Origin of the sequence: Streptomyces sp. NPDC093591 (assembly GCF_044764885.1) — a bacterium.
Taxonomy (GTDB): Bacteria; Actinomycetota; Actinomycetes; order Streptomycetales; family Streptomycetaceae; genus Streptomyces.
Map to the genome: position 1 here is coordinate 375,507 of NZ_JBIWIY010000009.1, position 22,356 is coordinate 397,862.

At 70.7% G+C, this 22,356-nt stretch carries 21 protein-coding genes; 11 read left to right on the plus strand and 10 right to left on the minus strand.

The genetic code is table 11. The features are described 5' to 3' along the window. The first annotated feature begins 179 nt into the window (after positions 1-179). From tilS to ACIREI_RS21605, 5 genes are all read left to right on the plus strand, one after another. Positions 180-1,370, plus strand: a complete 1,191-nt coding sequence (tilS, locus tag ACIREI_RS21585) for a tRNA lysidine(34) synthetase TilS (RefSeq protein ID WP_403335016.1) — start codon at positions 180-182, stop codon at positions 1,368-1,370. 74 nt (positions 1,371-1,444) lie between these two features. Further along, positions 1,445-2,005 carry a hypoxanthine phosphoribosyltransferase gene (gene hpt / locus ACIREI_RS21590; protein WP_403335124.1) on the plus strand — a complete coding sequence of 187 codons (561 nt, stop codon included), beginning with the start codon at positions 1,445-1,447 and terminating at the stop codon, positions 2,003-2,005. Positions 2,006-2,212: 207 nt separating this feature from the next. Continuing rightward, positions 2,213-4,252 (plus strand): ATP-dependent zinc metalloprotease FtsH, encoded by a 2,040-nt coding sequence (gene ftsH / locus ACIREI_RS21595; RefSeq protein WP_403335019.1) that lies wholly within the window; start codon positions 2,213-2,215, stop codon positions 4,250-4,252. A 147-nt stretch (positions 4,253-4,399) separates the two neighbouring features. Further along, positions 4,400-5,005 (plus strand): GTP cyclohydrolase I FolE, encoded by a 606-nt coding sequence (gene folE / locus ACIREI_RS21600; protein ID WP_403335021.1) that lies wholly within the window; start codon positions 4,400-4,402, stop codon positions 5,003-5,005. A gap of 30 nt (positions 5,006-5,035) precedes the next feature. After that, on the plus strand, positions 5,036-5,983 hold the full coding sequence (locus ACIREI_RS21605; RefSeq protein ID WP_403335024.1) for a hypothetical protein: 948 nt from the start codon (positions 5,036-5,038) through the stop codon (positions 5,981-5,983). Between the two features lie 13 nt (positions 5,984-5,996). On the opposite strand, the gene ACIREI_RS21610 is transcribed toward ACIREI_RS21605, so the two are convergent. From ACIREI_RS21610 to ACIREI_RS21635, 6 genes are all read right to left on the minus strand, one after another. Then, entirely contained in the window at positions 5,997-6,485 is a 489-nt protein-coding gene (locus ACIREI_RS21610; RefSeq protein ID WP_403335027.1) for a DUF3180 domain-containing protein, read from the minus strand. A 57-nt stretch (positions 6,486-6,542) separates the two neighbouring features. Then, entirely contained in the window at positions 6,543-7,154 is a 612-nt protein-coding gene (folK, locus tag ACIREI_RS21615; RefSeq protein WP_403335030.1) for a 2-amino-4-hydroxy-6-hydroxymethyldihydropteridine diphosphokinase, read from the minus strand. Then, positions 7,151-7,510 carry a dihydroneopterin aldolase gene (gene folB / locus ACIREI_RS21620; RefSeq protein ID WP_274241749.1) on the minus strand — a complete coding sequence of 120 codons (360 nt, stop codon included), beginning with the start codon at positions 7,508-7,510 and terminating at the stop codon, positions 7,151-7,153. Before folB ends, folK begins: the two co-directional genes overlap by 4 nt. 331 nt (positions 7,511-7,841) lie before the next feature. Continuing rightward, positions 7,842-8,345, minus strand: a complete 504-nt coding sequence (locus ACIREI_RS21625) for a nuclear transport factor 2 family protein (protein ID WP_403335033.1) — start codon at positions 8,343-8,345, stop codon at positions 7,842-7,844. Then, complete coding sequence (folP, locus tag ACIREI_RS21630) at positions 8,342-9,268, minus strand: dihydropteroate synthase (RefSeq protein ID WP_403335035.1); 927 nt, start codon at positions 9,266-9,268, stop codon at positions 8,342-8,344. Before folP ends, ACIREI_RS21625 begins: the two co-directional genes overlap by 4 nt. Positions 9,269-9,401: 133 nt before the next feature. Beyond that, complete coding sequence (locus ACIREI_RS21635; protein ID WP_403335126.1) at positions 9,402-11,234, minus strand: phosphatidylglycerol lysyltransferase domain-containing protein; 1,833 nt, start codon at positions 11,232-11,234, stop codon at positions 9,402-9,404. A 246-nt stretch (positions 11,235-11,480) separates the two neighbouring features. Between ACIREI_RS21635 and ACIREI_RS21640 the strand changes: the two genes are divergently transcribed. Then, positions 11,481-12,599 (plus strand): alpha/beta hydrolase, encoded by a 1,119-nt coding sequence (locus tag ACIREI_RS21640; RefSeq protein ID WP_403335038.1) that lies wholly within the window; start codon positions 11,481-11,483, stop codon positions 12,597-12,599. 192 nt (positions 12,600-12,791) lie between these two features. Beyond that, positions 12,792-14,192, plus strand: a complete 1,401-nt coding sequence (locus tag ACIREI_RS21645; protein ID WP_403335040.1) for a hypothetical protein — start codon at positions 12,792-12,794, stop codon at positions 14,190-14,192. Between the two features lie 33 nt (positions 14,193-14,225). On the opposite strand, the gene ACIREI_RS21650 is transcribed toward ACIREI_RS21645, so the two are convergent. Continuing rightward, positions 14,226-15,560 (minus strand): PH domain-containing protein, encoded by a 1,335-nt coding sequence (locus ACIREI_RS21650; protein WP_403335042.1) that lies wholly within the window; start codon positions 15,558-15,560, stop codon positions 14,226-14,228. Continuing rightward, positions 15,557-16,090 carry a PH domain-containing protein gene (locus ACIREI_RS21655; RefSeq protein WP_403335045.1) on the minus strand — a complete coding sequence of 178 codons (534 nt, stop codon included), beginning with the start codon at positions 16,088-16,090 and terminating at the stop codon, positions 15,557-15,559. Before ACIREI_RS21655 ends, ACIREI_RS21650 begins: the two co-directional genes overlap by 4 nt. Before the next feature lie 31 nt (positions 16,091-16,121). Here ACIREI_RS21655 and ACIREI_RS21660 point away from each other — a divergent pair, with 31 nt between their 5' ends. Further along, entirely contained in the window at positions 16,122-17,273 is a 1,152-nt protein-coding gene (locus ACIREI_RS21660) for an NADH-quinone oxidoreductase subunit D (protein WP_403335048.1), read from the plus strand. 127 nt (positions 17,274-17,400) lie between these two features. On the opposite strand, the gene ACIREI_RS21665 is transcribed toward ACIREI_RS21660, so the two are convergent. Then, complete coding sequence (locus ACIREI_RS21665) at positions 17,401-18,429, minus strand: SAM-dependent methyltransferase (protein WP_403335050.1); 1,029 nt, start codon at positions 18,427-18,429, stop codon at positions 17,401-17,403. A 118-nt stretch (positions 18,430-18,547) separates the two neighbouring features. Between ACIREI_RS21665 and ACIREI_RS21670 the strand changes: the two genes are divergently transcribed. From ACIREI_RS21670 to ACIREI_RS21680, 3 genes are all read left to right on the plus strand, one after another. Then, positions 18,548-19,762, plus strand: coding sequence for a sensor histidine kinase (locus ACIREI_RS21670; protein WP_403335053.1), 1,215 nt, complete (start codon positions 18,548-18,550; stop codon positions 19,760-19,762). 104 nt (positions 19,763-19,866) lie between these two features. Further along, positions 19,867-20,538, plus strand: coding sequence for a response regulator (locus ACIREI_RS21675; RefSeq protein WP_403335056.1), 672 nt, complete (start codon positions 19,867-19,869; stop codon positions 20,536-20,538). 49 nt (positions 20,539-20,587) lie between these two features. Next, positions 20,588-21,232 carry an AAA family ATPase gene (locus ACIREI_RS21680; protein WP_403335059.1) on the plus strand — a complete coding sequence of 215 codons (645 nt, stop codon included), beginning with the start codon at positions 20,588-20,590 and terminating at the stop codon, positions 21,230-21,232. A gap of 9 nt (positions 21,233-21,241) precedes the next feature. On the opposite strand, the gene ACIREI_RS21685 is transcribed toward ACIREI_RS21680, so the two are convergent. Further along, on the minus strand, positions 21,242-22,345 hold the full coding sequence (locus tag ACIREI_RS21685) for a DUF5937 family protein (protein ID WP_403335062.1): 1,104 nt from the start codon (positions 22,343-22,345) through the stop codon (positions 21,242-21,244). Between the last annotated feature and the right edge of the window lie 11 nt (positions 22,346-22,356).

Below are 22,356 nucleotides of genomic sequence, written 5' to 3' on the forward strand. Positions count from 1 at the left end.
CGTGAACCGAAATCCGGCCGACGGCAGGCGAACGCCCCTTCAATCACCCGTCCGAGGGACCGTGAGCGATGGGTAGGCGTGCAATGCTCGGGGAACGGCCCGGTTCTGTCACCATCTACACACTCTGAGTGACCGACCTCGGGCTCACCCCCCGACAATTTCATGAAGGGAACCGGACAATGGGTCCCCATCCTGCGGTCGCGGCGATACGCCTGGCGGTCCGCCGCGTCCTCCACGACATCCTCAACGAACACAGTCACCCCACCGAGGCCCCCGCGCCCGCCACCGTGCGCGCGACCTCGTACGAGATCCCGCACATGGCGCTGCCCATGGCGCCGTCCGTGACCTCGACCGGCGTCATGCCCGCCCCGTACGACACGGCGCGCGAGCCGTCGTACGAACTCCCCGGCCAGACCCCGCAGGAGCCCCCGAGCACCGCCCCGCACGAGCGACCCCCCTCCCCGCTCGTGCTCGTGGCATGCTCCGGCGGCGCCGACTCCATGGCCCTCGCCTCCGCGCTCGCCTTCGAAGCCCCCAAACTCGGCATCCGCGCCGGCGCCATCACCGTCGACCACGGTCTGCAGCCCGGCTCCGACCTGCGCGCCGAGGAAGTCGTCCTGCGCATGCGCGAACTCGGCCTGGACCCGGTCGAGTCCATCGCCGTGACCGTCGGCCGCCAAGGCGGACCCGAGGCCGCCGCCCGTGACGCCCGCTACGCCGCCCTCGACGCCGCGGCCGTCCGCCACGGCGCCGTCGCCGTCCTGCTCGGCCACACCCGCGACGACCAGGCCGAAACCGTGCTGCTCGGCCTCGCCCGCGGCTCCGGCATCCGCTCCCTGTCTGGAATGGCCGCGGTCTCGGGGGCCGGCGGCCGTTACCGTCGCCCCTTCCTCCAGCTCGACCGGCAGACCGCCCGCAAGGCCTGCATGGTCCAGTCCCTCCCGGTCTGGGACGACCCCCACAACTCCGATCCCGCCTACACGCGGTCGCGCCTGCGCCAGGAAGGCCTGCCGGCGCTGGAGAAGGCGCTCGGCAAGGGGGTCGTGGAGGCCCTCGCCCGCACCGCCCAGCTCTCCCGCGACGACGCCGACGCCCTCGACGCCTGGGCCGGCCAGGCCGAGGCCGCCGTACGCGACTCGGCAGGCCTCCTGGAGTGCGCCAAGCTGTACGCCCTGCCGCCCGCCGTACGCCGTCGGATCCTGCGCCGCGCCGCCATCGAGGCCGGGGCGCCCGCCGGTGCGCTGTTCGCCCGCCACATCGAGGAAGTCGACCGCCTGATCACCGGCTGGCGCGGCCAGAAGGCCATCAATCTCCCGGGCAAAGTCGTCGCCCAGCGCCAGGGTGGCAGACTGGTGATTCGGCAAGGCTGAAACCGGACCCTCCCACCGGCCCTCGATCGGGTCGTGAGAGCGGCACGGACCAGCCGGTGGGACGACCGAAAGTGATGCGGGTGGACGCGAAAGACATGGGTGCCGAGCTCCAGCAGGTGCTCATCACCAAGGAAGAGATCGACGCGAAGCTGGCCGAGCTGGCCGCGAAGATCGACGCGGAGTACGCGGGCAAGGACCTGCTCATCGTCGGCGTCCTCAAGGGCGCGGTGATGGTCATGGCCGACCTCGCCCGGGCGCTGTCCACCCCCGTCACCATGGACTGGATGGCCGTGTCGTCGTACGGCGCGGGCACCCAGTCCTCCGGTGTCGTGCGGATCCTCAAGGACCTCGACACCGACATCAAGGGCAGGCACGTCCTGATCGTCGAGGACATCATCGACTCCGGCCTGACCCTGTCCTGGCTGATCTCCAACCTCGGCTCGCGCGAGCCCGCCTCCCTCAAGGTGTGCACCCTGCTGCGCAAGCCCGAGGCCGCGAAGGTCGCCATCGACGTGGAGTGGGTCGGCTTCGACATCCCCAACGAGTTCGTCGTCGGCTACGGCCTCGACTACGCCGAGAAGTACCGCAACCTCCCGTTCGTCGGTACGCTCGCGCCCCACGTCTACGGCGGCTGAGTCCGACGGTCCGGGGTACCGGACCCGAAGGGCCCAAGCGCCGTACGAAGATCGGGAACCCCAGCGGGCCTCGCGCCGTTGGAGCATGCAGACGGGCTTGCCAGCCGTCCCGTGCGGCTACGGTCGTCAAAGCTGGGGTACCGTCAGAAGAACTGTCTTATCAAACTCACTATGGCAGGAGGGACGGGGCGGCACCGCTCCGTATGGATGGACGTGAAGCGATACTTCCGTGGGCCGGTCATGTGGATCGTGCTGGCCGTCCTTGCCGTGGTCGTGTTGATGCAGGTCGTCGGCTCGTCCGGCGGCTACAAGACGGTGGACACCGGCCAGGTCGTCCAGGCGATCAATGACAACAAGGTCGAGTCGGCCAAACTGACCACCGGCGACGAGCAGATCATCAAGGTCCAGCTCAAGGACGGCGAAAAGGTCGAGGGCGCCACCAAGATCCAGGCGAGCTACATCGGCGATCAGGGCGTGACCATCGCCAGCACGCTGCAGAACAAGTACCAGGACAAGCAGATCCCGGACGGCTACACGGTCTCGCCGTCCAAGCAGAACCCGTTCGTCGGCATCCTGCTCTCCCTGCTTCCCTTCGTCCTCATCGTGGTCGTCTTCCTGTTCCTGATGAATCAGATGCAGGGTGGCGGCTCCCGGGTCATGAACTTCGGCAAGTCCAAGGCGAAGCTCATCACCAAGGACACCCCGAAGACGACGTTCTCGGACGTCGCCGGCTCGGACGAGGCCGTCGAGGAGCTCCAGGAGATCAAGGAGTTCCTCCAGGAACCGGCGAAGTTCCAGGCCGTGGGCGCCAAGATCCCCAAGGGCGTGCTGCTCTACGGGCCTCCCGGTACCGGTAAGACGCTCCTCGCGCGCGCCGTCGCCGGCGAGGCGGGCGTCCCCTTCTACTCGATCTCCGGTTCCGACTTCGTCGAGATGTTCGTCGGTGTCGGTGCCTCCCGAGTCCGTGACCTGTTCGAGCAGGCCAAGGCGAACGCCCCGGCGATCGTCTTCGTCGACGAGATCGACGCGGTCGGCCGCCACCGCGGCGCCGGCCTCGGCGGCGGTCACGACGAGCGCGAGCAGACCCTGAACCAGCTGCTCGTCGAGATGGACGGCTTCGACGTCAAGGGCGGCGTAATCCTCATCGCCGCGACGAACCGGCCCGACATCCTCGACCCGGCCCTCCTGCGCCCCGGCCGCTTCGACCGCCAGATCGCGGTCGACCGCCCGGACATGCAGGGCCGTCTGGAGATCCTCAAGGTCCACCAGAAGGGCAAGCCGGTCGCCCCGGACGTCGACCTGTCGGCGGTCGCCCGCCGCACGCCGGGCTTCACCGGCGCGGACCTGAGCAACGTCCTCAACGAGGCCGCGCTGCTCACGGCCCGCTCGGACAAGAAGCTGATCGACAACCACATGCTGGACGAGGCGATCGACCGCGTCGTGGCGGGCCCGCAGAAGCGGACCCGGATCATGTCGGACAAGGAGAAGAAGATCACCGCGTACCACGAGGGCGGACACGCCCTGGTCGCGGCGGCCTCCCCGAACTCCGACCCGGTCCACAAGATCACGATCTTGTCGAGAGGCCGTGCCCTCGGCTACACGATGGTGCTCCCGGACGAGGACAAGTACTCGACCACGCGCAACGAAATGCTGGACCAGCTGGCCTACATGCTGGGCGGCCGCGCGGCCGAGGAGCTCGTCTTCCACGACCCGACCACGGGCGCGGCGAACGACATCGAGAAGGCCACGGCCACCGCCCGCGCGATGGTCACGCAGTACGGCATGACCGAGCGTCTCGGCGCGATCAAGTTCGGCGGCGACAACACCGAGCCGTTCCTCGGACGTGAGATGGCTCACCAGCGCGACTACTCGGAAGAGGTCGCCGCCCTGGTGGACGAGGAAGTCAAGAAGCTCATCGAGAACGCGCACAACGAGGCCTGGGAGATCCTGGTCGAGAACCGCGACGTCCTCGACAACCTGGTGCTCCAACTGCTGGAGAAGGAGACGCTGGGCAAGGAGGAGATCGCCGAGATCTTCGCCCCCATCGTCAAGCGCCCGCCCCGGCCCGCCTGGACCGGCTCCTCGCGGCGCACGCCGTCCACCCGCCCGCCGGTGCTCTCCCCGAAGGAGCTCGCACTGACGAATGGCGCCAACGGCTCGACTCCGGCGATCAGCACCGCCAAGTCGACGGCGACGGAGCCCGCGCCTGTGGCCGAGCCGGCTCCCGAGGATCGTCCGGAGAGCTGACGCCCCGGCTCCGGTGGCCCCACCGGCCCGGAATGGATGCCGCGCCCCCCTGGTTCTAGCCTGGGGGGCGCGGCATTTTTGTATGCACGCAGTTCAGACGCGCACGTGGCCCACACGCGCGCGACCCGCAGAGGAACGAGGCACCACATGACCGACCCCGTGACGCTGGATGGCGAGGGCTTCATCGGCGAGTTCGACGAGAAGCGCGCCGAGAACGCCGTACGCGAACTGCTGATCGCGGTCGGGGAGGATCCGGACCGTGAGGGGCTGAAGGAGACGCCGGCGCGGGTGGCGCGGGCTTATCGGGAGCTTCTGGCGGGGCATACGCAGGAGCCCGAGGATGTGCTGACGACTACGTTCGATATCGGGCACGACGAGATGGTCCTGGTCAAGGACATAGAAATCGTTTCCCTATGTGAACATCATATGTTGCCATTCCATGGCGTAGCTCACATTGGGTACATTCCGGCGGAAAGTGGCAAGATCACCGGCCTGTCCAAGCTCGCGCGGCTGGTTGAGGTGTTTGCTCGTCGCCTACAGGTGCAGGAACGACTCACCACTCAGGTCGCCGACTCCCTCATGAAGATCCTTGAGGCCCGGGGCGTGATCGTCGTCATCGAGGCCGAGCACATGTGTATGTCGGTGCGAGGGATCCGTAAGCCCGGTGCCAAGACCACGACGTCGGCGGTGCGTGGACAGCTTCGGGATGCTACGACCCGTGCCGAGGCAATGAGCCTGATACTGGCGCGCTGACCTGATTGTCAGTGGTGCCCGATACCGTCTTTGATCGATGAGTTGATCGCTGATCAAGGGGGCGCGGTGGCGTATGGGCTGCCGAGCAAGCAGACGGTGAACGCTGTCGACGGGCGCCTGCAAGCGCGGAATGTGCGTGTGGGCTGCCGTCTTTGGACGCTTGTCGGGGAGCGTACGGTCCAGACCACAGTTCGGTCGGTCGAGACCGTCCAGGTCCGCGAGGTCGTGGACGTCGTGACCGATCATGTGACATTCACCGTGGCACCGGATCAGATGCTGGGCACGCCCGATGGGTGGGTTCATGCGAGAGATGCAGCCGGGACCGTGGTCGCCTGGACGCATGCGCGGAAGTTGTGCCGCAAGCGGTTGATCATCAAGTTCCACGACGAGGCATTCGCCGCCCGGTATGCCGCATGCCTCACAGCGGCAACCGGGTTGCCTGCCCGCCTGGAAGCGGTGACACGACCCTCCGGTTACCTTCAGCGGGACGCGCCCGGCTTCCGAGTGCGTGTGGTCTCGTCGTACCTGGCCGACTTGATGAGGCAGTACGTGGGCGGGGACGCGCACCATATGCGGCAGCGGTTTCCTCGAGTTGTTCTCCGGGACGGGGAGACCTTCGAAGGCTTTCTGCAGGGATACACGGACGGCGATGGATTCCGTTCCAAGGCGTGGTCGGGGCGTTTGCTCGTCAGTGGCAACACGCCGTTTCTTTCGGAACTGGCGCAGGTCGTGGGCGCGAGATTCACTCCCCGAGTCAAGGGGCTGGCATCACACCTTGTCGTAGCTGACAGTTGGTCCTCACGAGGAACCTTCAAGCCGGAGCAGCACCCACTGCAACTCCGAGAGTACGGCTGGGTGCAGGTCCACGAGGTGCGGCGGCGGACTTCCACGAACAAGCTGCTCAACCTCTACAGCTACCGCCTCGACCCGTACCTCGGTTTCCTGGTCAACGGCCACCTCGCCCGCGAGCCCTGGTGAACCCCGGCGGGGGTCACACCGTCGGCGCCGCCCCCGCCCCGTTGTGCTCGTCGTCCTCCGGCAGCTTGCACACGCGTTCCAGGAAGATGGCCGCCGCTATCACGCCGATGCCCGCCACCACCGAGAAGCCGGCGTAGATGGCCTGGTCGCGGCGGGCGGGGATGTCGAGGAGTTCCAGGAGGAAGGCGCCGGTGCCGCCGTACATGCCGGCGACGAGGGCGGCCACCAGGGCGCTGGCCTGGCCGAAGACGACCGCGCGGGCGGCCATCAGGGGGTCGACGCCCTTGGCCTCGGGGTCGCGTTCGCGCTGGGCCTTCAGGCGGGCGCGGATCGAGAGCGCCGTGGCGAGCAGGACCACGGCGATCACGGCGAGGACGATGGGGGCGGCCAGGGGGACACTCGGCAGGGTCCCGATCGAGTTCCAGAGGCGGGCGCCCGCCCAGGACAGGACTCCGGCGACGAGGAAGATGCCGGCCAGCATCCTGATGCGCAGCTCTCTCACGGTGTCCCTTCAGCTCCCCCGGGTCCCCACGGACTGTGGTCGTCTTGACCTTAACGACTACTCGGGCAGCCGGAGTTCCAAGTCCGCGCGCGGTTCGACACCGTGGCGGGTGACACCGGCCAGCAGATCGGCCACCGGACCGCGGCCCGGCAGCTGTGCCTGCGGCTCGACGTCGTGCCAGGGGGCGAGGACGAAGGCGCGTTCGTGGGCGCGCGGGTGGGGGAGGGTGAGGGCCGGGTCGTCGGAGATGACGTCGGCGTACGCGACGATGTCGACGTCGAGGGTGCGTGCGCCCCAGCGTTCGTCCCGTACCCGGTGGAAGGCCTCCTCGACCGCTTGCGCGCGCTCCAGGAGGGAGGACGGGGGGAGCGTGGTCTTCAGGACGACGACCGCGTTGAAGTAGGACGGCTGGCTTCCCGGCTCCACGCCCCACGGCTCCGTCTCGTACACCGGGGAGACCGCCTTGATGCGGACGCCGGGGGTGTCCTCCAGCGCGTCGATGGCGCCCTGGAGGGTCTCCAGGCGGTTGCCGAGGTTGGAGCCGAGGGAGATCACGGCCCGTTTCGGGTTGTGGAGGGTGGTGTCGGCGGCGTCGACCTTCTCGACGACGGAGGCGGGTACCGGCTGTACGGTCGGGTCGCTGTGACCCTCGGTGAAGAACGCGGTCATACTCGGCTCCGGGTGATGGTGACGGTCACGTCGTCGAAGGGGACCGTGATCGGCGCGTCCGGTTTGTGGACGGTGACCTCGACCTCTTGGACCCCTTCGTGCTTCAGGCAGGCCTGGGCGATGCGTGCGGCCAGCGTCTCGATGAGGTTGACCGGCTCGCCCTCGACGACGGCCACGACCTCCTCCGCCACGATGCCGTAGTGCACGGTCTTCGCCAGGTCGTCGTCGGCGGCGGCCGGCCGGGTGTCCAGGCCCAGGACGAGGTCCACGACGAAGGTCTGGCCCTCCCTGCGCTCCTCGGGGAACACACCGTGGTACCCGCGGGCCTTGAGGCCGCGCAGCGCGACACGATCCACGCGAATCACTCCTGCAATCGTCGGTGACGGCCGGTCGGTGTCGCGTGCGGGCTCCACACCGGCCTCGAACGAATCTACCTGCGGGCACTGACAGGGCCGGGCCGCGGGGGCGTGGGCCCGGTCCGGGGCCAGGAGGATTCATCGAGTGTTTCCCCTGGGGAACCCGGCGGCTCATGGCTTGGTAGCCGCGCCTACCCGCAGGGGCGTGATTCCAACCACTCCTTGGTCTCGGCGGGCCAGGCAGGTCCCCTTGCGGGTGGCTCCGCGAGTGTCGGGCCTGGGGTGTGCCGGTTGCGGCCGCTGGGGGCGCCCTCAGGGGCCGCCTACCCACTCAGGCGGGAGTCTCGTCGCTGTCTTCCTCGTCGTTTTCGGCCAGAACGGGCGACGCGTGGTGCGACCAGATCTTCCAGCCGTCGGGTGTGCGGCGGAACACGTTCGTGGCGACCACCAGCTGGCCCACGAGCGGGCCGAGCTCCTCCCCGCCCTCGGGGGCGGGGCCGCCGCTGAGGATGTTCTCGGTGCAGGTCACCAGGGCGGTGTCGCCGGTGACGGAGACGTGCACGTCGGTGAGGAAGAACTGGATGTAGTCGGTGTTCGCCATGATCAGCGCGTACGACCTGAGGACCTCGCCGCGTCCGGTGAGCACCGGCCAGCCGGGGTGCACGCAGGAGATCACGCCGGCGTCGGCCGGGTCGTGGTACGTCTCGTCGATGCCCAGGTCGGAGGGGGTGAGCCAGAGCGAGGACAGCTTTTCGAAGTCGCCGCTCTCCAACGCCTCGTAGAAGGCGGTGTTGGTGGCCTCCACCTGCTCGACATCGGTGTGGGGGGCGCTCACCGGGCTCCTTCAGAGCTGTGCGTGCCGTTGTGCTCGGCGTTCGCGCCGGGCGCGTTCCGGGCGTCACGCGCCTCTTCGATCGCGCGCGCGACGCGCACCGCGTCCGCCGTGGCGCGCACTTCGTGCACGCGCACCGCCCACGCGCCGGCTTGCGCGGCGAGCGCCGATACGGCGGCCGTGGCGGCGTCGCGCTCCCGGGCGGGCGGCGGCGCGCCCTGCGGTCCGGCCAGGACGCGGCCGAGGAAGCGCTTGCGGGAGGCGGCGACGAGGAGGGGGTGGCCGAGGGCGAGGAGGCGGTCGAGGTGGGCGAGGAGGACGAGGTCGTGCTCGGCGTCCTTGGAGAAGCCGAGGCCGGGGTCGACGACTATGCGGTCGGGGGCGATGCCGCCCTCCAGAACGGCCTCCACGCGCGCGTGGAGCTCCTCGACGACCTCGGCGACGACGTCGCCGTACACGCCCTTGACGTTCCCGCCCTGCAGGAAGCCGCGCCAGTGCATGACGACGAAGGGGGCGCCCGCGTCCGCCACGACCGGGATCATCGCGGGGTCGGCGAGGCCGCCGCTGACGTCGTTGACGAGGGCGGCGCCCGCGGCGAGGGCCTGTTCGGCGACCGAGGCGCGCATGGTGTCGACGGAGATCGTGACGCCCTCGGAGGCGAGGTCGCGGACCACGGGGACGACGCGGCGCAGTTCCTCGGCCTCGTCGACGCGGGTGGCGCCGGGGCGGGTGGACTCGCCGCCGACATCGACCAGGTCGGCGCCCTCCTCGACCAGGGCGAGGCCGTGCTTGACGGCGGACGTGGTGTCGAACCAGCGGCCGCCGTCGGAGAAGGAGTCGGGGGTCACGTTGACGACTCCCATGACCGCGCACCGGTCCCACTGCGGAAGGCCCGTGACGCGCCCGCGTCCGCTCTGCTTGCTCATATGTTCAGCGTAGGCCCATGGGAGGTCCGGGACGTGCGGTGGCCCGAGCGGGAGCCCTGGGACGGGGGCGGGGGCGGGCTGCCGCTCGGGCCGGTCATGGCGGGCCGGGTCAAGCCGCCCCGGGACGGCCGCGTCATGCCGCGCGGACGTCCCGTTCCGCCACCGAGTGGGGGCACGGGCGCGGGGCGGTCGTACGACGGCGCAGGAAGCGCGGCAGCGGCAGGGCCAGGTTCACGAAGCCCTCCGCCTGCATGGCGGCGAAGCCGAGGCGGGGCAGGTCGCCGGAGGCCCGGTAGACGACGAAGCGGGGCTCCCAGCGGGGCTGGAACTTGGCGTTGAACTTGTACAGGGACTCGATCTGGAACCAGCGGGACAGGAACACCAGCAGTCCGCGCCAGGCGCGCAGTACGGGGCCCGCGCCGATCTTCTCGCCGCGTGCCAGAGCGGAGCGGAACATGGCGAAGTTGAGGGACACGCGCGCGATGCCGAACTTCGGGGCGGCCTGGAGGGCGGCCACGATGAGCAGTTCGTTCATGCCGGGGTCGGCCGAGCGGTCGCGGCGCATCAGGTCGAGGGACACCCCGTCCGTGCCCCACGGCACGAAGTGGAGGATCGCCTTGAGGTCGCCGTACGGTCCCGGCTCCTCGTCGGCCTTGTGGGCGGTGGCGATGAGACAGTCGCCGTCGGCCGGGTCGCCGACGCGGCCCAGCGCCATGGAGAAGCCGCGCTCGGTGTCGGTGCCGCGCCAGTCCTCGGCGGCGCGGCGGATGCGGTCCAGCTCGGCCTCGCCGAGGTCACCGACGCGCCGTACCCGGGTTTCGTAACCGGCGCGCTCGATGCGTTTGACCATCTGACGTACGTTGCGCATCGCGCGGCCGGCGAGCGAGAAATCCGGGACGTCCACCACCGCCTCGTCGCCCAGTTCGAGGGCGTCGAGCCCGGTCTCGCGGGTCCACACCTCGGCGCCGGTCTCGGAGCAGCCCATGACGGCGGGGGTCCAGGAGTGGGCCTTGGCCTCGTCCATGAAGCGCTCGATGGCGCCGGGCCAGGCCTCGACGTCGCCGATGGGGTCGCCGCTGGCGAGCATCACGCCGGAGACCACCCGGTACGTCACCGCCGCTTTGCCGCTGGGGGAGAAGACGACGGCCTTGTCGCGGCGCAGCGCGAAGTGGCCGAGGGAGTCGCGGCCGCCGTGCTTGGCCAGCAGGGCGCGCAGGCGTGCCTCGTCGTCCTCGGTGAGGTGGGCGGCGGGGTGTTCGGGGCGGAAGGCGAGGTAGATCGTGGTGACCGCCGTGATCCAGCCGAGGGCGCCCAGGGAGAAGGCGACCGTCCAGGAGGTGTTGCCCTCGTAGGCGACCGGGCCCTCGAAGCCGAACAGGCCGTAGATGACGTGCGCGATGCGGTCGGCCAGGCTCGGGTCGCCGACCAGGGTCTCCGGGTGGGCGCTGACGATGACCAGCCCGAGGGCGAGGGAACCGGCGCTCATGAGGACGAAGTTGGCCAGCGCGCGCCACCTGCTGCGCGGGTCGGGCAGCGCCGCGAACTGGTCGCGGTGGCGCAGCAGCGCCCAGAGCAGCACGAGCGAGATGAGCACGCCCACGAGGGAGTGGCGGTACGTGAACTGCGCGACCGCGCCGGCCGGCAGCAGGACGACCGCGGCGCGCCAGGCCCGCCGCTTGCCGCGCTTGAGGCCGTGGGCGAGCAGGAGCAGCAGCACGCCCGCGCTGAGCGACAGCGCGGCCGCGAACGGGCCCATCGCGCCCGGCAGCACCTCGGCGATGGCGTGCATACGGCTGTGCCGGAAGCGCGGGAAGACGCCCGCGGCGATGTCCAGCAGGCCCACCAGGGCGCAGGCCCTGCCGACGAGCACGGGAACGGCTTCCGGGCGCGGGCCGCGGAGCAGATGCCGTACTCGGCCCGGCAGGTGCCGTACCTGGCTCGATCGTTGCGGAACCCCGCCCGACATTTCCACATCTGTCCTGACAGACATCGCATCCCATTAGTTCTGCGAGAGACCTTGGATCCGGTGCCGATTCGGGCATCCGGCGACATTGCGCCCTCTAGGACGGTGTCTCGAGGGGAGAGGTTCACTCGGCTCCCCAAAACCGTTTCAAAGGCCAAGGAAAGTCCGGGGCAAGCCCTTGCGAAGGAGCGGGGGAGGCAGCGCGGAGGAAGCGCGAACCGGGCGGAAAGCGCGGGCAGGTAACCATCGATGGGTCTCACGAGCGACAAGGTGCTGGCGCTGGCGGTCGCGGCCGCCGCAGGGCTGTTCGTCGGCACGGTGTGGCTGTGGCCACGGCTGGCGCGGCGCGGCTGGCGGAACGTGGGCGGGCGCGTCGGTCTGCTGCTCTCGACCCAGGTGATGATCTTCGCGTCGGTCGGTCTCGTCGCCAACCAGGCGTTCGGGTTCTACGCCGGCTGGGCCGACCTGTTCGGGCAGGAGACCGACCAGGGCGTCGTCGTGGACCACACGCCGGCCGGCGGGCCGCTGGAGGTCGTCGACACGCGGCGGGTGCCCGGGGCGGCCAGTGCCCGGCCGCCCATGGGCGGACAGATCCAGAAGATCGACATCGTGGGCCGTACGACGCACATCGCGACGCCCGCGTACGTCTATCTGCCGCCGGAGTATTTTCAGCCGCAGTACCGCACGCGCACGTTCCCGGCGGCCGTCGTCCTCACCGGTTATCCGGGAACGGCCCAGGCGCTGGTGGACAAGCTCGACTATCCGCGTACGGCCGCGCGGCTCGCCGAGGACGGTCGTATGCAGCCGATGATCCTGGTGATGATGCGGCCGACCGTGGCGCCGCCGCGGGACACGGAATGCGTGGACATCCCGGGCGGCCCGCAGACCGAGACGTTCTTCGCCAAAGATCTGGTCGAGGCCGTGAGCGGCCACTACAGGGTGGGTGTCACACCGGGCAGCTGGGGCATCATCGGTGACTCCACGGGAGGCTACTGCGCGTTGAAGCTCGCCATGCACCATCCCCGGGTGTACGCCGCCGGGGCAGGGCTTTCCGCGTACTACAAGGCGCCGATCGACCCGACGACGGGTGATCTCTTCCACGGCGACGAGGAACTGCGCAATCGCGCGAACCTGTGGTGGTACCTCAAGCACATGCCCGCGCCGGACACTTCACTGCTCGTCAGCAGCAGCAAAGTTGGAGAATCCAACTACAAGGACACGTTGAAGTTCATTGAGCGCGTGAAGGCCACGAAGCTGACGCGGATCTCGTCGATCATCCTGGAAAGCGGCGGCCACAACTTCAACACCTGGCGGCGGGAGATTCCGGGGACGCTGGAGTGGATGAGCGGGCGGCTGAGCGGCAGGTGACTCGACCGGTGACGTGACAGGTGAAGCGGCGGGTGAAGTGGCCGGTGACTTGACTGTCCAAGCTTTGTGATCTTGGTTGTCGGTCAATTCGGTGGCGGATCTGATTGCTGATGCCCTGTGAACGACTTGGGATGGCTGTGTTTTTACGGGGCGGGGCAACAAGATTCGCCTACGCGCGGTAAGTTTCTGGCCATGCCACGTGGACGTCACCGTCATTCCCCGCCCTTGCACAGGCTGCTGCCCCCGTCGGCGATCGCAGGCGTCTCCCTCGTCTGGGCCCTCGCCCCCTGGGTGTTCACCGAGCCCGTGGTGCTGCGCGGCCTTGCCGCGGCCGCCGCGGCGACGGCGGTCGTGGGCGCGGTCGTCATGCGCCGCTGGGACACGCAGGCGGGCAAGCGGGTCGCCGACCTCACGCGCGCGCGTGCGAGCGACGAGTGGCGGTACGAGGAGCGGGTCGCCGAACTGGAGACGGACCTCGAGGAGTCGCGCGAGCTGCGCGTCAAGCTGGAGCAGCGGCTGCGGGCCAAGCGGACGGAACTCGCGGGGCTGCGCAACGAGCACGCGGCGCTGCTGCGCCGGTACGCCACGGCGGAGACCGAGCGGGCGAGCGTCCTGGAGGAACGCCGGGTTCTGGAGATAGAGGCGGCCACGCCCGCGCGCGCGTTGCCGCCGGCGGCGGTCGACGGCGCGGCTTCGGCCAGTGCGGCTTCCGCCGCTGCGGAGGGGGCTGTGGCTGCCCCTGCCGGGACGGAGGGCGCGGACACCGAGGGCGTCGGCACCGAGGACGTCGAGGAGGCGGCGGAGACTCCGGCCGTCTTCTCGCCGGAGGGGTCCCGGTTGTTCCTGCGGGCCAACGCCGCGCTGGCGCGGTTCACCGGCGAGGAGGCCCTGGGGGCGGAGACGTCGGAGACGTCGGAGGATGCTCCGGAGGCGTCGGAGGGGGACGGCCCGGGCAAGGGCGGAGACCGCTCGGTGAAGGACAGCGAGCCCTCCGAGAGCGAGCCGAGGAACGATTCCTCGAAGAACGACCCGCTGAAGAACGACCCCCCGAAGAACGATCCCCCGAAGGGCGACGGCCCCTCCCACGACGAGTCGGCCGAAGCCGGCCCGGATGCCGTCGAGACGGCGGTCACTGGCGGGTCCGAGACGGAACCCGCGCTGGAGGACGAGGCGCAGGGGAAGTCCGAGGCGGTCGACGGGCACGAGCGCGCGGCCGCCACCCCCACGGCAGACGCGGTCGCCGAGGCCCAGCCGGCCCTGCCCGCGGCCCGGCAGCCCGCGGGGCACTTCATCGCGCCGACCGCGGTGGCCGTCGTACCGGCAACCCCCGTACGGCGCCCGGCGGTCGAAGGCGGCTTCGACTTCTTCGGTACGAAGCAGGGGGCGGCGCCCGCCGCGCTGGAGTCCGTCCAGAACGAGGACCTCGCCGACGTCGTCGGCCAGGAGGCCCTCGCCCTCCACAAGGCCGAGTCCGAGGCCGAGTTCAAGCCGGCCGACGAGGAGTCCCGGGGCATCGGCCAGGTCATCGACCTGACGGCTCATGACGAGACGGAACAGATCGATGTGCAGGGGCTGCGGAGCGCGGTTTCCTGACGCTCACCCGGTCGCGCACGCCGTAACGGACGCTCAGGCCATCCACCGGTCCGGCCGGGCGTCCCTCCGTCCCGTGTGCGACCGCTCAGCCTGTCCGCGCAGCAGCTCCGCCGCCTCCCCCGCGTCCCGCAGCCGGGCGGTGACTGTCTTGTTGGCCCCGGTGTCCACGCGTACGTCGGCCACGCCCCACAGCCGCTCCCACGGGCCCTGAGTCAGCCGTACGCTCTGGACCTTCGCGTGCGGCACGAGCGCCAGGCTCCGCCGGAACAGGCCGGTCCGGGCGGCGAACACCGCGTCCGTGACGGCCAGGCCGTACCCGCGCCACCACACCGGCACACACCGGCCCGCCCGCCGCGGCGGGCGCGACAGCGACGCCCGCGGCGGGACCGTCACCCCGGGCAGCACGCGCGCGACGACCGATTCGGCGACCTCGCGCGGCGCGACCGGCAGCAGGACCGAGTTCGACGAGCCCGCCACGTCCAGCTCCACCCGCACCCACCCGCGCCGCCGCCACAGCAGCGGTTCGACGATCCGTACGGTCTGCACACGGCCGGGCGGCACCGTCTCGTGCGCCCGGTCGAGCAGGCCGTGGTCGAGACGCAGCCCGTCTGGCGACTCGCCCACGGTCCAGTCGTACTCGGTGACGAAACGCCCCACGCTGCTCGCGCCCGCCGCGCCGAACAGCGGAACCGCGGTCGCGAGGACCGTCCAGGCGCTCTCCGTGGCCAGCCAGAGGACGGCCGGTACGACGACCGCGGCGGCCAGCGTCGCCCAGGTGGCGCCGGTCAGGACGAGCGAGACGGCCAGGACACCCGGTGGCACGCGCAGCAGCTCTTGAGACGGCGCCTCGCCGACCTCGTGCGCCGTCTCGGGCGCGAAACCGGCGGCGCGCGCCAGGAGTTCCGCGCGCAGCGCACGCGCCTCCTCCGCGCCCAGGAAGGCGAGTTCGTCCTTCTTGTCCGTGCCTATGACATCGAGCTTGAGTTTCGCCACGCCCGCCACGCGCGCGAGCAGCGGCTGGGTGATGTCGACGGCCTGGATGCGTTCCAGCCGGATGTGCGCGGTGCGCCGGAACACCAGTCCGGTACGGATGCGCAGTTCGCTGTCGGTCACCGCGAAGTGCGTGAACCACCAGGTGAGGAAGCCGTACAGGGCGGCCGCGGGGACGAGCACGGCGAGTGCGAGCAGAATCGTGGTGGTCGTCAGCCTGGTCAGCTGGCGCTGCGCCTGGTCGGGATCGTGCACCGCCCACCCGATGAGCACGGCGACCGGCGCCCACGCGCGCCTGAGCGGCGTCACGGGGTGCAGCCGCCGGTCGGTCACGGGTCGCTTCTCGCGTATGGCGTCCTCGGCGCCGGGCGTCGTCACAGCCCCGCCGATCGTGCCTCGCCCAGCTCGGTGAGCCGGTCGCGCAACCGTTCCGCCTCGGCCGGGTCGAGGCCGGGGATGGTGGCGTCGGTGGCCGCGGCGGCCGTGTGCAGCTGCACGCTGGCCAGGCCGAAGTGCCGCTCCACGGGGCCGGAGGTGACCTCGACCAGCTGCATCCGGCCGTAGGGCACGACCGTCTCCTCGCGCCACAGCACGCCCCGGCTGATCAGCAGGTCGTCCGCGCGCTCGGCGTATCGCCACGAACGCCAGTTGCGGCCGAGCATCACCCAGCCCCAGGCCATCAGGGCCAGCGGCACCAGCGCGAAGGCGGCCCAGCCGGCCCCGACGAGCAGCCCGAGCAGCAGCGCCAGGCCGATCGTCAGCAGTCCCAGCCACACCACCAGCAACAGCCGCCGCATCTTCAGCAGCCCCGGCGGCAGCCCGGTCCACCCCGGCTCGCCCTCCACCCGTTCGTCCCCCACCCGCTCGTCTCCCGCCGTCCCCGTGTTGTCCGGGCTCCCCGTCTCCATGAGGTCAGCGTACGTAGGGGAGACTGTGTCCATGACTCCTACGACGGAGACCATGGTCGGTATCGGCGGCGCCGCGGAGAGCACCGACATGGTGCTCAACATCGGCCCCCAGCACCCGTCCACGCACGGCGTGCTGCGCCTCAAGCTCGTCCTGGACGGCGAGCGCATCACGCGCGCGGAGCCGGTGATCGGCTATATGCACCGCGGCGCGGAGAAGCTCTTCGAGGCCCGCGACTACCGCCAGATCATCATGCTCGCCAACCGCCACGACTGGCTGTCGGCCTTCTCCAACGAGCTGGGCGTCGTCCTCGCCGTGGAGCGCATGCTCGGCATGGAAGTGCCCGAGCGGGCGGTGTGGACGCGCACGCTCCTCGCGGAGCTGAACCGGGTGCTCAACCACCTGATGTTCCTGGGGTCGTACCCGCTGGAGCTGGGCGGGATCACGCCGATCTTCTACGCCTTCACCGAGCGGGAGGAACTCCAGCACGTCATGGAGGAGGTCTCCGGCGGCCGCATGCACTACATGTTCAACCGGGTGGGAGGCCTGAAGGAGGACCTGCCGGCCGGGTGGACCACGCGCGCGCGTACCGCCGTCGCCGACGTGCGCTCGCGCATGGACCGGTTCGACGACCTGGTCCTCGGCAACGAGATCTTCCGCGGGCGCACGCGGGGCGTGGGCGTCCTCGCGCCGGAGACCGTGCACGCGTACGGCGCGAGCGGGCCGATCGCGCGCGCCTCGGGCGTCGACTTCGACCTGCGCCGCGACGAGCCGTACCTCGCCTACGGCGAGCTGGGGGACGTCCTGAACGTCGTCACCCGCGAGGAGGGCGACTGCCTCGCCCGGTTCGAGTGCCTGCTGGAGCAGACCCACAACGCCCTCGACCTCGCCGACGCCTGCCTCGACCGGCTCGCCGAGCTGCCGCCCGGGCCGATCAACCAGCGGCTCCCCAAGGTGCTGAAGGCGCCCGAGGGCCACACGTACGCGTGGACCGAGAACCCGCTCGGCATCAACGGCTACTACCTCGTCAGCAAGGGCGAGAAGACGCCGTACCGGCTCAAGCTGCGCTCGGCGTCGTACAACAACATCCAGGTGCTGGTCGAGCTGTTGCCGGGAACGCTGGTCGCGGACATGGTGGCGATTTTGGGGTCGATGTTCTTCGTGGTGGGGGACATCGACAAGTAGCGGGTCGCCTTAGGGCTTCGTCGTAAGGGGTGGTCGTACGGGGGCGTCGTAGGCGTTCGTTCGGAATTCCAACTGACTCGGACGCTCGGTCCGCCAGTGCATCCGGAATTCCAACTGACTCGGACGCTCAGTCCGCCAGTACGTCCGGAATTCCAACCGGCTGCACCAGCCAGCCGAAGTCCCCGAGCCCGCCCGTCGCCGTGAGTTCGGCGGCTTCGCCGGCGCTCGCGAGGGCGCGTACGTATGCGGCCGGGTGCGTGGAGGCCAGTTCGAGTGCGGGGCGTGCGCCTGTGATGCCGAGGGCGCGCAGCGCCTCGCGTTGGGACAGCAGGCGTGCGCCGGGCAGCGCGCACGCGTCCAGCGCCACATGGGCCGTGATGTCGCACGAACCGTCCGGCACGGGCGCCGTCTCCCGCCCCTCGCGGAAGCCGGTGAGCGTTCCGAAGGGCGGCCGGGCGGCCACCGTGTGCGCGTAGTCCACGGCGACCGCGAGGCCCCGGTCCAGGGTCGCGACGGCGGCGGCCCAGGCCTCGTCCCGGGGCAGCCCGATCTCGGCCCGCAGCCCTTCCGCGGCCGGCTCGCCCTCGGTGGCCCGCGCCTCCTGCGCGCCCCCCAGCGGCCACCACCGCGCCAGCCACTCCGCCTCCGCCCCGGCGACCGGCTCCCCGAGGCGCTCGGCCCCGTCCCGCCGTACGAGAACCAGGCGCGCTGCGCCCGTGGCGTCCACCTCCGCGACCTCCACGGGGACGTTGTCCAGCCACTCGTTGGCGAACAGCAGGCCCGAGATCCGCTGGGGCGGCTCGGGCAGCCACTCGATCCGGTGATCCAGGGTTCGCGGGCGGTCGGCGACCTCGACGGCGTACGCACGCGTGCGTGCCGCCACTTCGGCGGGGAGCGCGGCCAGTACGCGGGTGACCAGCTCGCCCCGCCCCGCGCCCATGTCGACGAAGCCGAGCGAGGCGGGCCGGCCCAGCGCCTCGTCGACCCGGCACAGCAGCCGGGCCACGGCACCGGCGAAGAGCGGCGAGGCGTGGACGGACGTACGGAAGTGGCCCGCCGGGCCCTCGGGGCGGCGATAGAAGCCGTCCGGGCCGTAGAGGGCGGCTTCCGCTGCCGCGCGCCACCCGAGCCACTCGTCCGCCGCCTCTGCTGTCACCGGCCCAGGCTAAGCGCACAGGGGAACGCAGCCTCCACCTTGCGGAGTACGCGCGCGTGATGCGGATCGGCCCTCCGGTTGACCCCTGCACGCATCTCGCTTCCCTACGCTGGGTTACGTGCAACGCCTCTATGACTTTCTCCGCAGGCACCCGACATGGGTCGACGGCTTCTGGGCCGTCTTCCTTCTCGGGATCTCTGTGCTCACCGTGTCCGTCGGGCAGGTGGACGGGCAGGAGAGTCGGGGCACCGGATCCGAGGCCGTCATCGTCCCGGTCGTCATCCTGCTGTGCCTGGTGATCGCGTTGCGCCGGCGCATGCCGGAGAAGATGCTGCTGCTGGCCATCGGCGTGGGGCTGGCGCAGCTGGTGCTGGACGTGGCGACGACGCCCGCCAACTTCGCCTTCCTGGTGATCACCTACACCGTGGCCGCGACCGGCGCCCGCTGGGCCTCCCGGCTCGCACTGGGTGTGTCCCTGTTCGCGGCGCCCCTCGCACAGGTGCGCTGGCCGGAGAAGGACTCGAGCGTCCTGGGAACCGTGGCGCTGATGGTCTTCATGACGGTGCCGTTCGTGCTCGCCTGGGTGCTCGGCGACTCGATCCGCACCCGCCGCGCCTACTACGAACAGCTCGAGGAGCGCGCGACCCGGCTCGAAAAGGAGCGCGAGGCGCAGGCCAAGGTCGCGGTCGCCGCCGAACGCGCCCGGATCGCGCGCGAGCTGCACGACGTCGTCGCGCACAACGTCTCGGTGATGGTGGTGCAGGCCGACGGCGCCGCCTACGTCCTCGACGCCGCCCCGGACCAGGCCAAGAAGGCCCTGGAGACCATCTCCTCCACCGGCCGCCAGGCCCTCGCCGAGATGCGCCGCCTGCTCGGCGTGCTGCGCACCGGCGAGCACCAGGAGGGCGGCGAGTACGTCCCGCAGCCCGACGTGGAGCAGATCGACGACCTCATCCAGCAGTGCCGCACCTCCGGCCTGCCGGTCGACTTCAAGGTCGAAGGCACCCCACGCCCGCTGCCCAGCGGCGTCGAGCTCACGGCGTACCGCATCGTGCAGGAGGCGCTCACCAACACCCGCAAGCACGGCGGCCCGAACGCGGGCGCGAGCGTGCGGCTGGTCTACTTCGACGACGGTCTCGGCCTGCTCGTCGAGGACGACGGCAAGGGCGCCCCGCACGAGCTGTACGAGGAGGGCGGCGCCGACGGCCAGGGGCACGGCCTGATCGGTATGCGCGAACGGGTCGGCATGGTCGGCGGCACCCTGGACGCGGGGCCACGCCCGGGCGGAGGATTCCGGATCAGTGCGCTGCTGCCGCTCAAACCAGCGCACTGACGCCTGCGCATGCCCTTTGTTGACACCTGTAACGGCCCTGTAGAACGCCCTGCAGACCCAGAACGCCCTGTAGACGGATACGGAAGACACGGAAGAGGACCCCGATGACGATCCGCGTGATGCTCGTCGACGACCAGGTGCTGCTGCGCACCGGGTTCCGGATGGTGCTCGCCGCCCAGCCGGACATGGAGGTCGTCGCGGAGGCGGGCGACGGCGTCGAGGCCCTCCAGGTGCTGCGCTCGACCCCGGTCGACGTCGTGCTGATGGACGTGCGCATGCCGAAGCTGGACGGCGTGGAGACCACCCGCCGTATCTGCTCGGAGCCCGACCCGCCCAAGGTGCTGATCCTGACCACCTTCGACCTCGACGAGTACGCCTTCTCCGGGCTGAAGGCGGGTGCCTCCGGCTTCATGCTCAAGGACGTGCCGCCCGGCGAACTCCTCGCCGCCATCCGCTCCGTGCACAGCGGCGACGCGGTGGTGGCCCCGTCGACGACCCGGCGCCTGCTGGACCGGTTCGCGCCCATGCTGCCCTCCACCGGCAAGGAGCCCCAGCACAAGGAGCTGGAGCGGCTCACCGACCGCGAGCGCGAGGTCATGGTGCTGGTCGCCCAGGGCCTGTCCAACGGCGAGATCGCCGCCCGGCTGGTGCTGTCCGAGGCGACGGTGAAGACCCACGTCGGCCGCATCCTGACCAAGCTGGGGCTGCGCGACCGCGTGCAGGTGGTGGTCCTGGCCTATGAGACGGGATTGGTCCGGGCGGGCGGGCACGGCTGAGCAGGCCCGGCCCGTGCCGCGGGTGACCGGCGCCCACTAGGGTCTGCGCATGCTCCTGTGGATCAACGGCCCCTTCGGGGGCGGCAAGACACAGACCGCACACGAAATCCAGCGCCGCCTGCCCGGCAGCGTCATCTGCGACCCCGAGCACCCCGGGTTCGGCCTGCGCCGCATGCTCCCGCCGGAACTGCGCGGGAACTTCCAGGACCTGGCCTCCTGGCGGCAGGGTGTCGTCGAGGTCCTCGACCTCGCCCTCACCGAGCACGACGGTGTGGTGATCGCCCCGATGACGGTCACGAACCCCGACTACTTCGCCGAGACGGTCGGCCGGCTGCGCGAACTCGGCCACGATGTGCGGCACTTCGCGCTGCTCGCCGAGCGTGAGACCGTCCTGAAGCGGCTGCGCGAGCGCGGCTTCGGACACCTCCTTCAGTACGTCGCCGGGAAGAACGCCGCGAAGAACGCCGGGCTGCGCCGGGAGAGTTGGGCCGTCCAGCAGCTCGACCACTGTCTGGAGCGGCTGCGCGAGCCGGAGTTCGCCGAGCACCTGTGGACGGACCACTCGACCGTGCCGAAGACGGCGGACCGTATCGCCGTCCTGGCCGGGCTGAGGCTCCGGCCGAACAACGAGGGGGCGCTGCGGACTCGGCTGCGACAGGCGGGGGTCGGGATCAGGCACATCCGGTTCGACTGAGCCGACCGGTCAGCGCAGGATCCCCTCCAGGAAGTCGCTGCCCAGCCGGGCCACGATCGTTATGTCCAGCTGGTGCTGGACGTACCGGCCGCGGCGGCGCGTGGTGATGAGGCCGGCCTTCTTCAGGACGCTCAGGTGGCGGGATATCTCCGGGGCTGTCATGCCGTGCGCCTGCGCCAGCTCGCTGGTGGTGTAGGCGCTGCGGGCCAGATAGCGGCAGAGCCGCATGCGAACGGGGTGGGACAGGGCCGTCATCCGCAGGGTCAGCTGCTCGACGGTGGACGAGGTCGCGAGCTCCGGGGAGGCGACCGGGTAGTGCACCGTCGGCTGCCAGCCGGTCCGGTACAGGACGGACAGGTGGGGCCAGCCGAGGCTGGTCGGGACGAGGAGAAGGCCGCCGTCCTCGGTGGCCGTACGGGCCACGCTCAGTTTGTCGACCGTGATCTCCCCGGCGGCCTCGTCGAACGTGACCGCGGGGGACACCGCGGCCAGGGCCTCTGCCAGGCCCTTGCGGCGCAGGAGGTCGGTCTTGCGGCGGGCGTCGGCCGTGAGCTGGTGGCGCAGCCGCGACCAGGTGTCCGCGAAGAACGCCTCGTCGCAGTCCTCCAGGAACTGCCGCAGCCAGGCCCGGATCCTGGGCGGGTCGGTCAGCAGCAGTTCGCTGAACCGCTCCTGCTGCGGTCCCCGCGCGGCGGCCAGTTCCAGGGCGCGGCGGCGCAGCCCGGCGTCGACGAGGGGGCCGGCGCCGACCCCGTAGGGCATCGCGCAGGAGAACTCCAGCGCCGCGTCCACGAACTGTTCGTCCGTCAGCTTGTCCAGCAGGTCCAGGTCCTCGGCGAGCGTGCCGCCCGGGAGGGTGCTGCGGCCCGGGATGCCGGCGAAGGGCATGAAGAGGTCCGAGAACGTCGTCCGCCACAGGAAGTCGGCCTCGCACATCCGGTCGGCCAGATGCGAGTCCAGCCGGGCCGTCACGCCCGTCACCCAGCCCTGCAGGCCCGGGTGGTGCCCCGGCTCCGACAGCGCGTGCAGCGCCATGCCGAGCTCGGCCAGGGGCGAGGGCACGACGACGACCCTCTCCGGCCGCAGCCCCGCGATGTCGATGCTCACGCTCATGCCCTCATGGT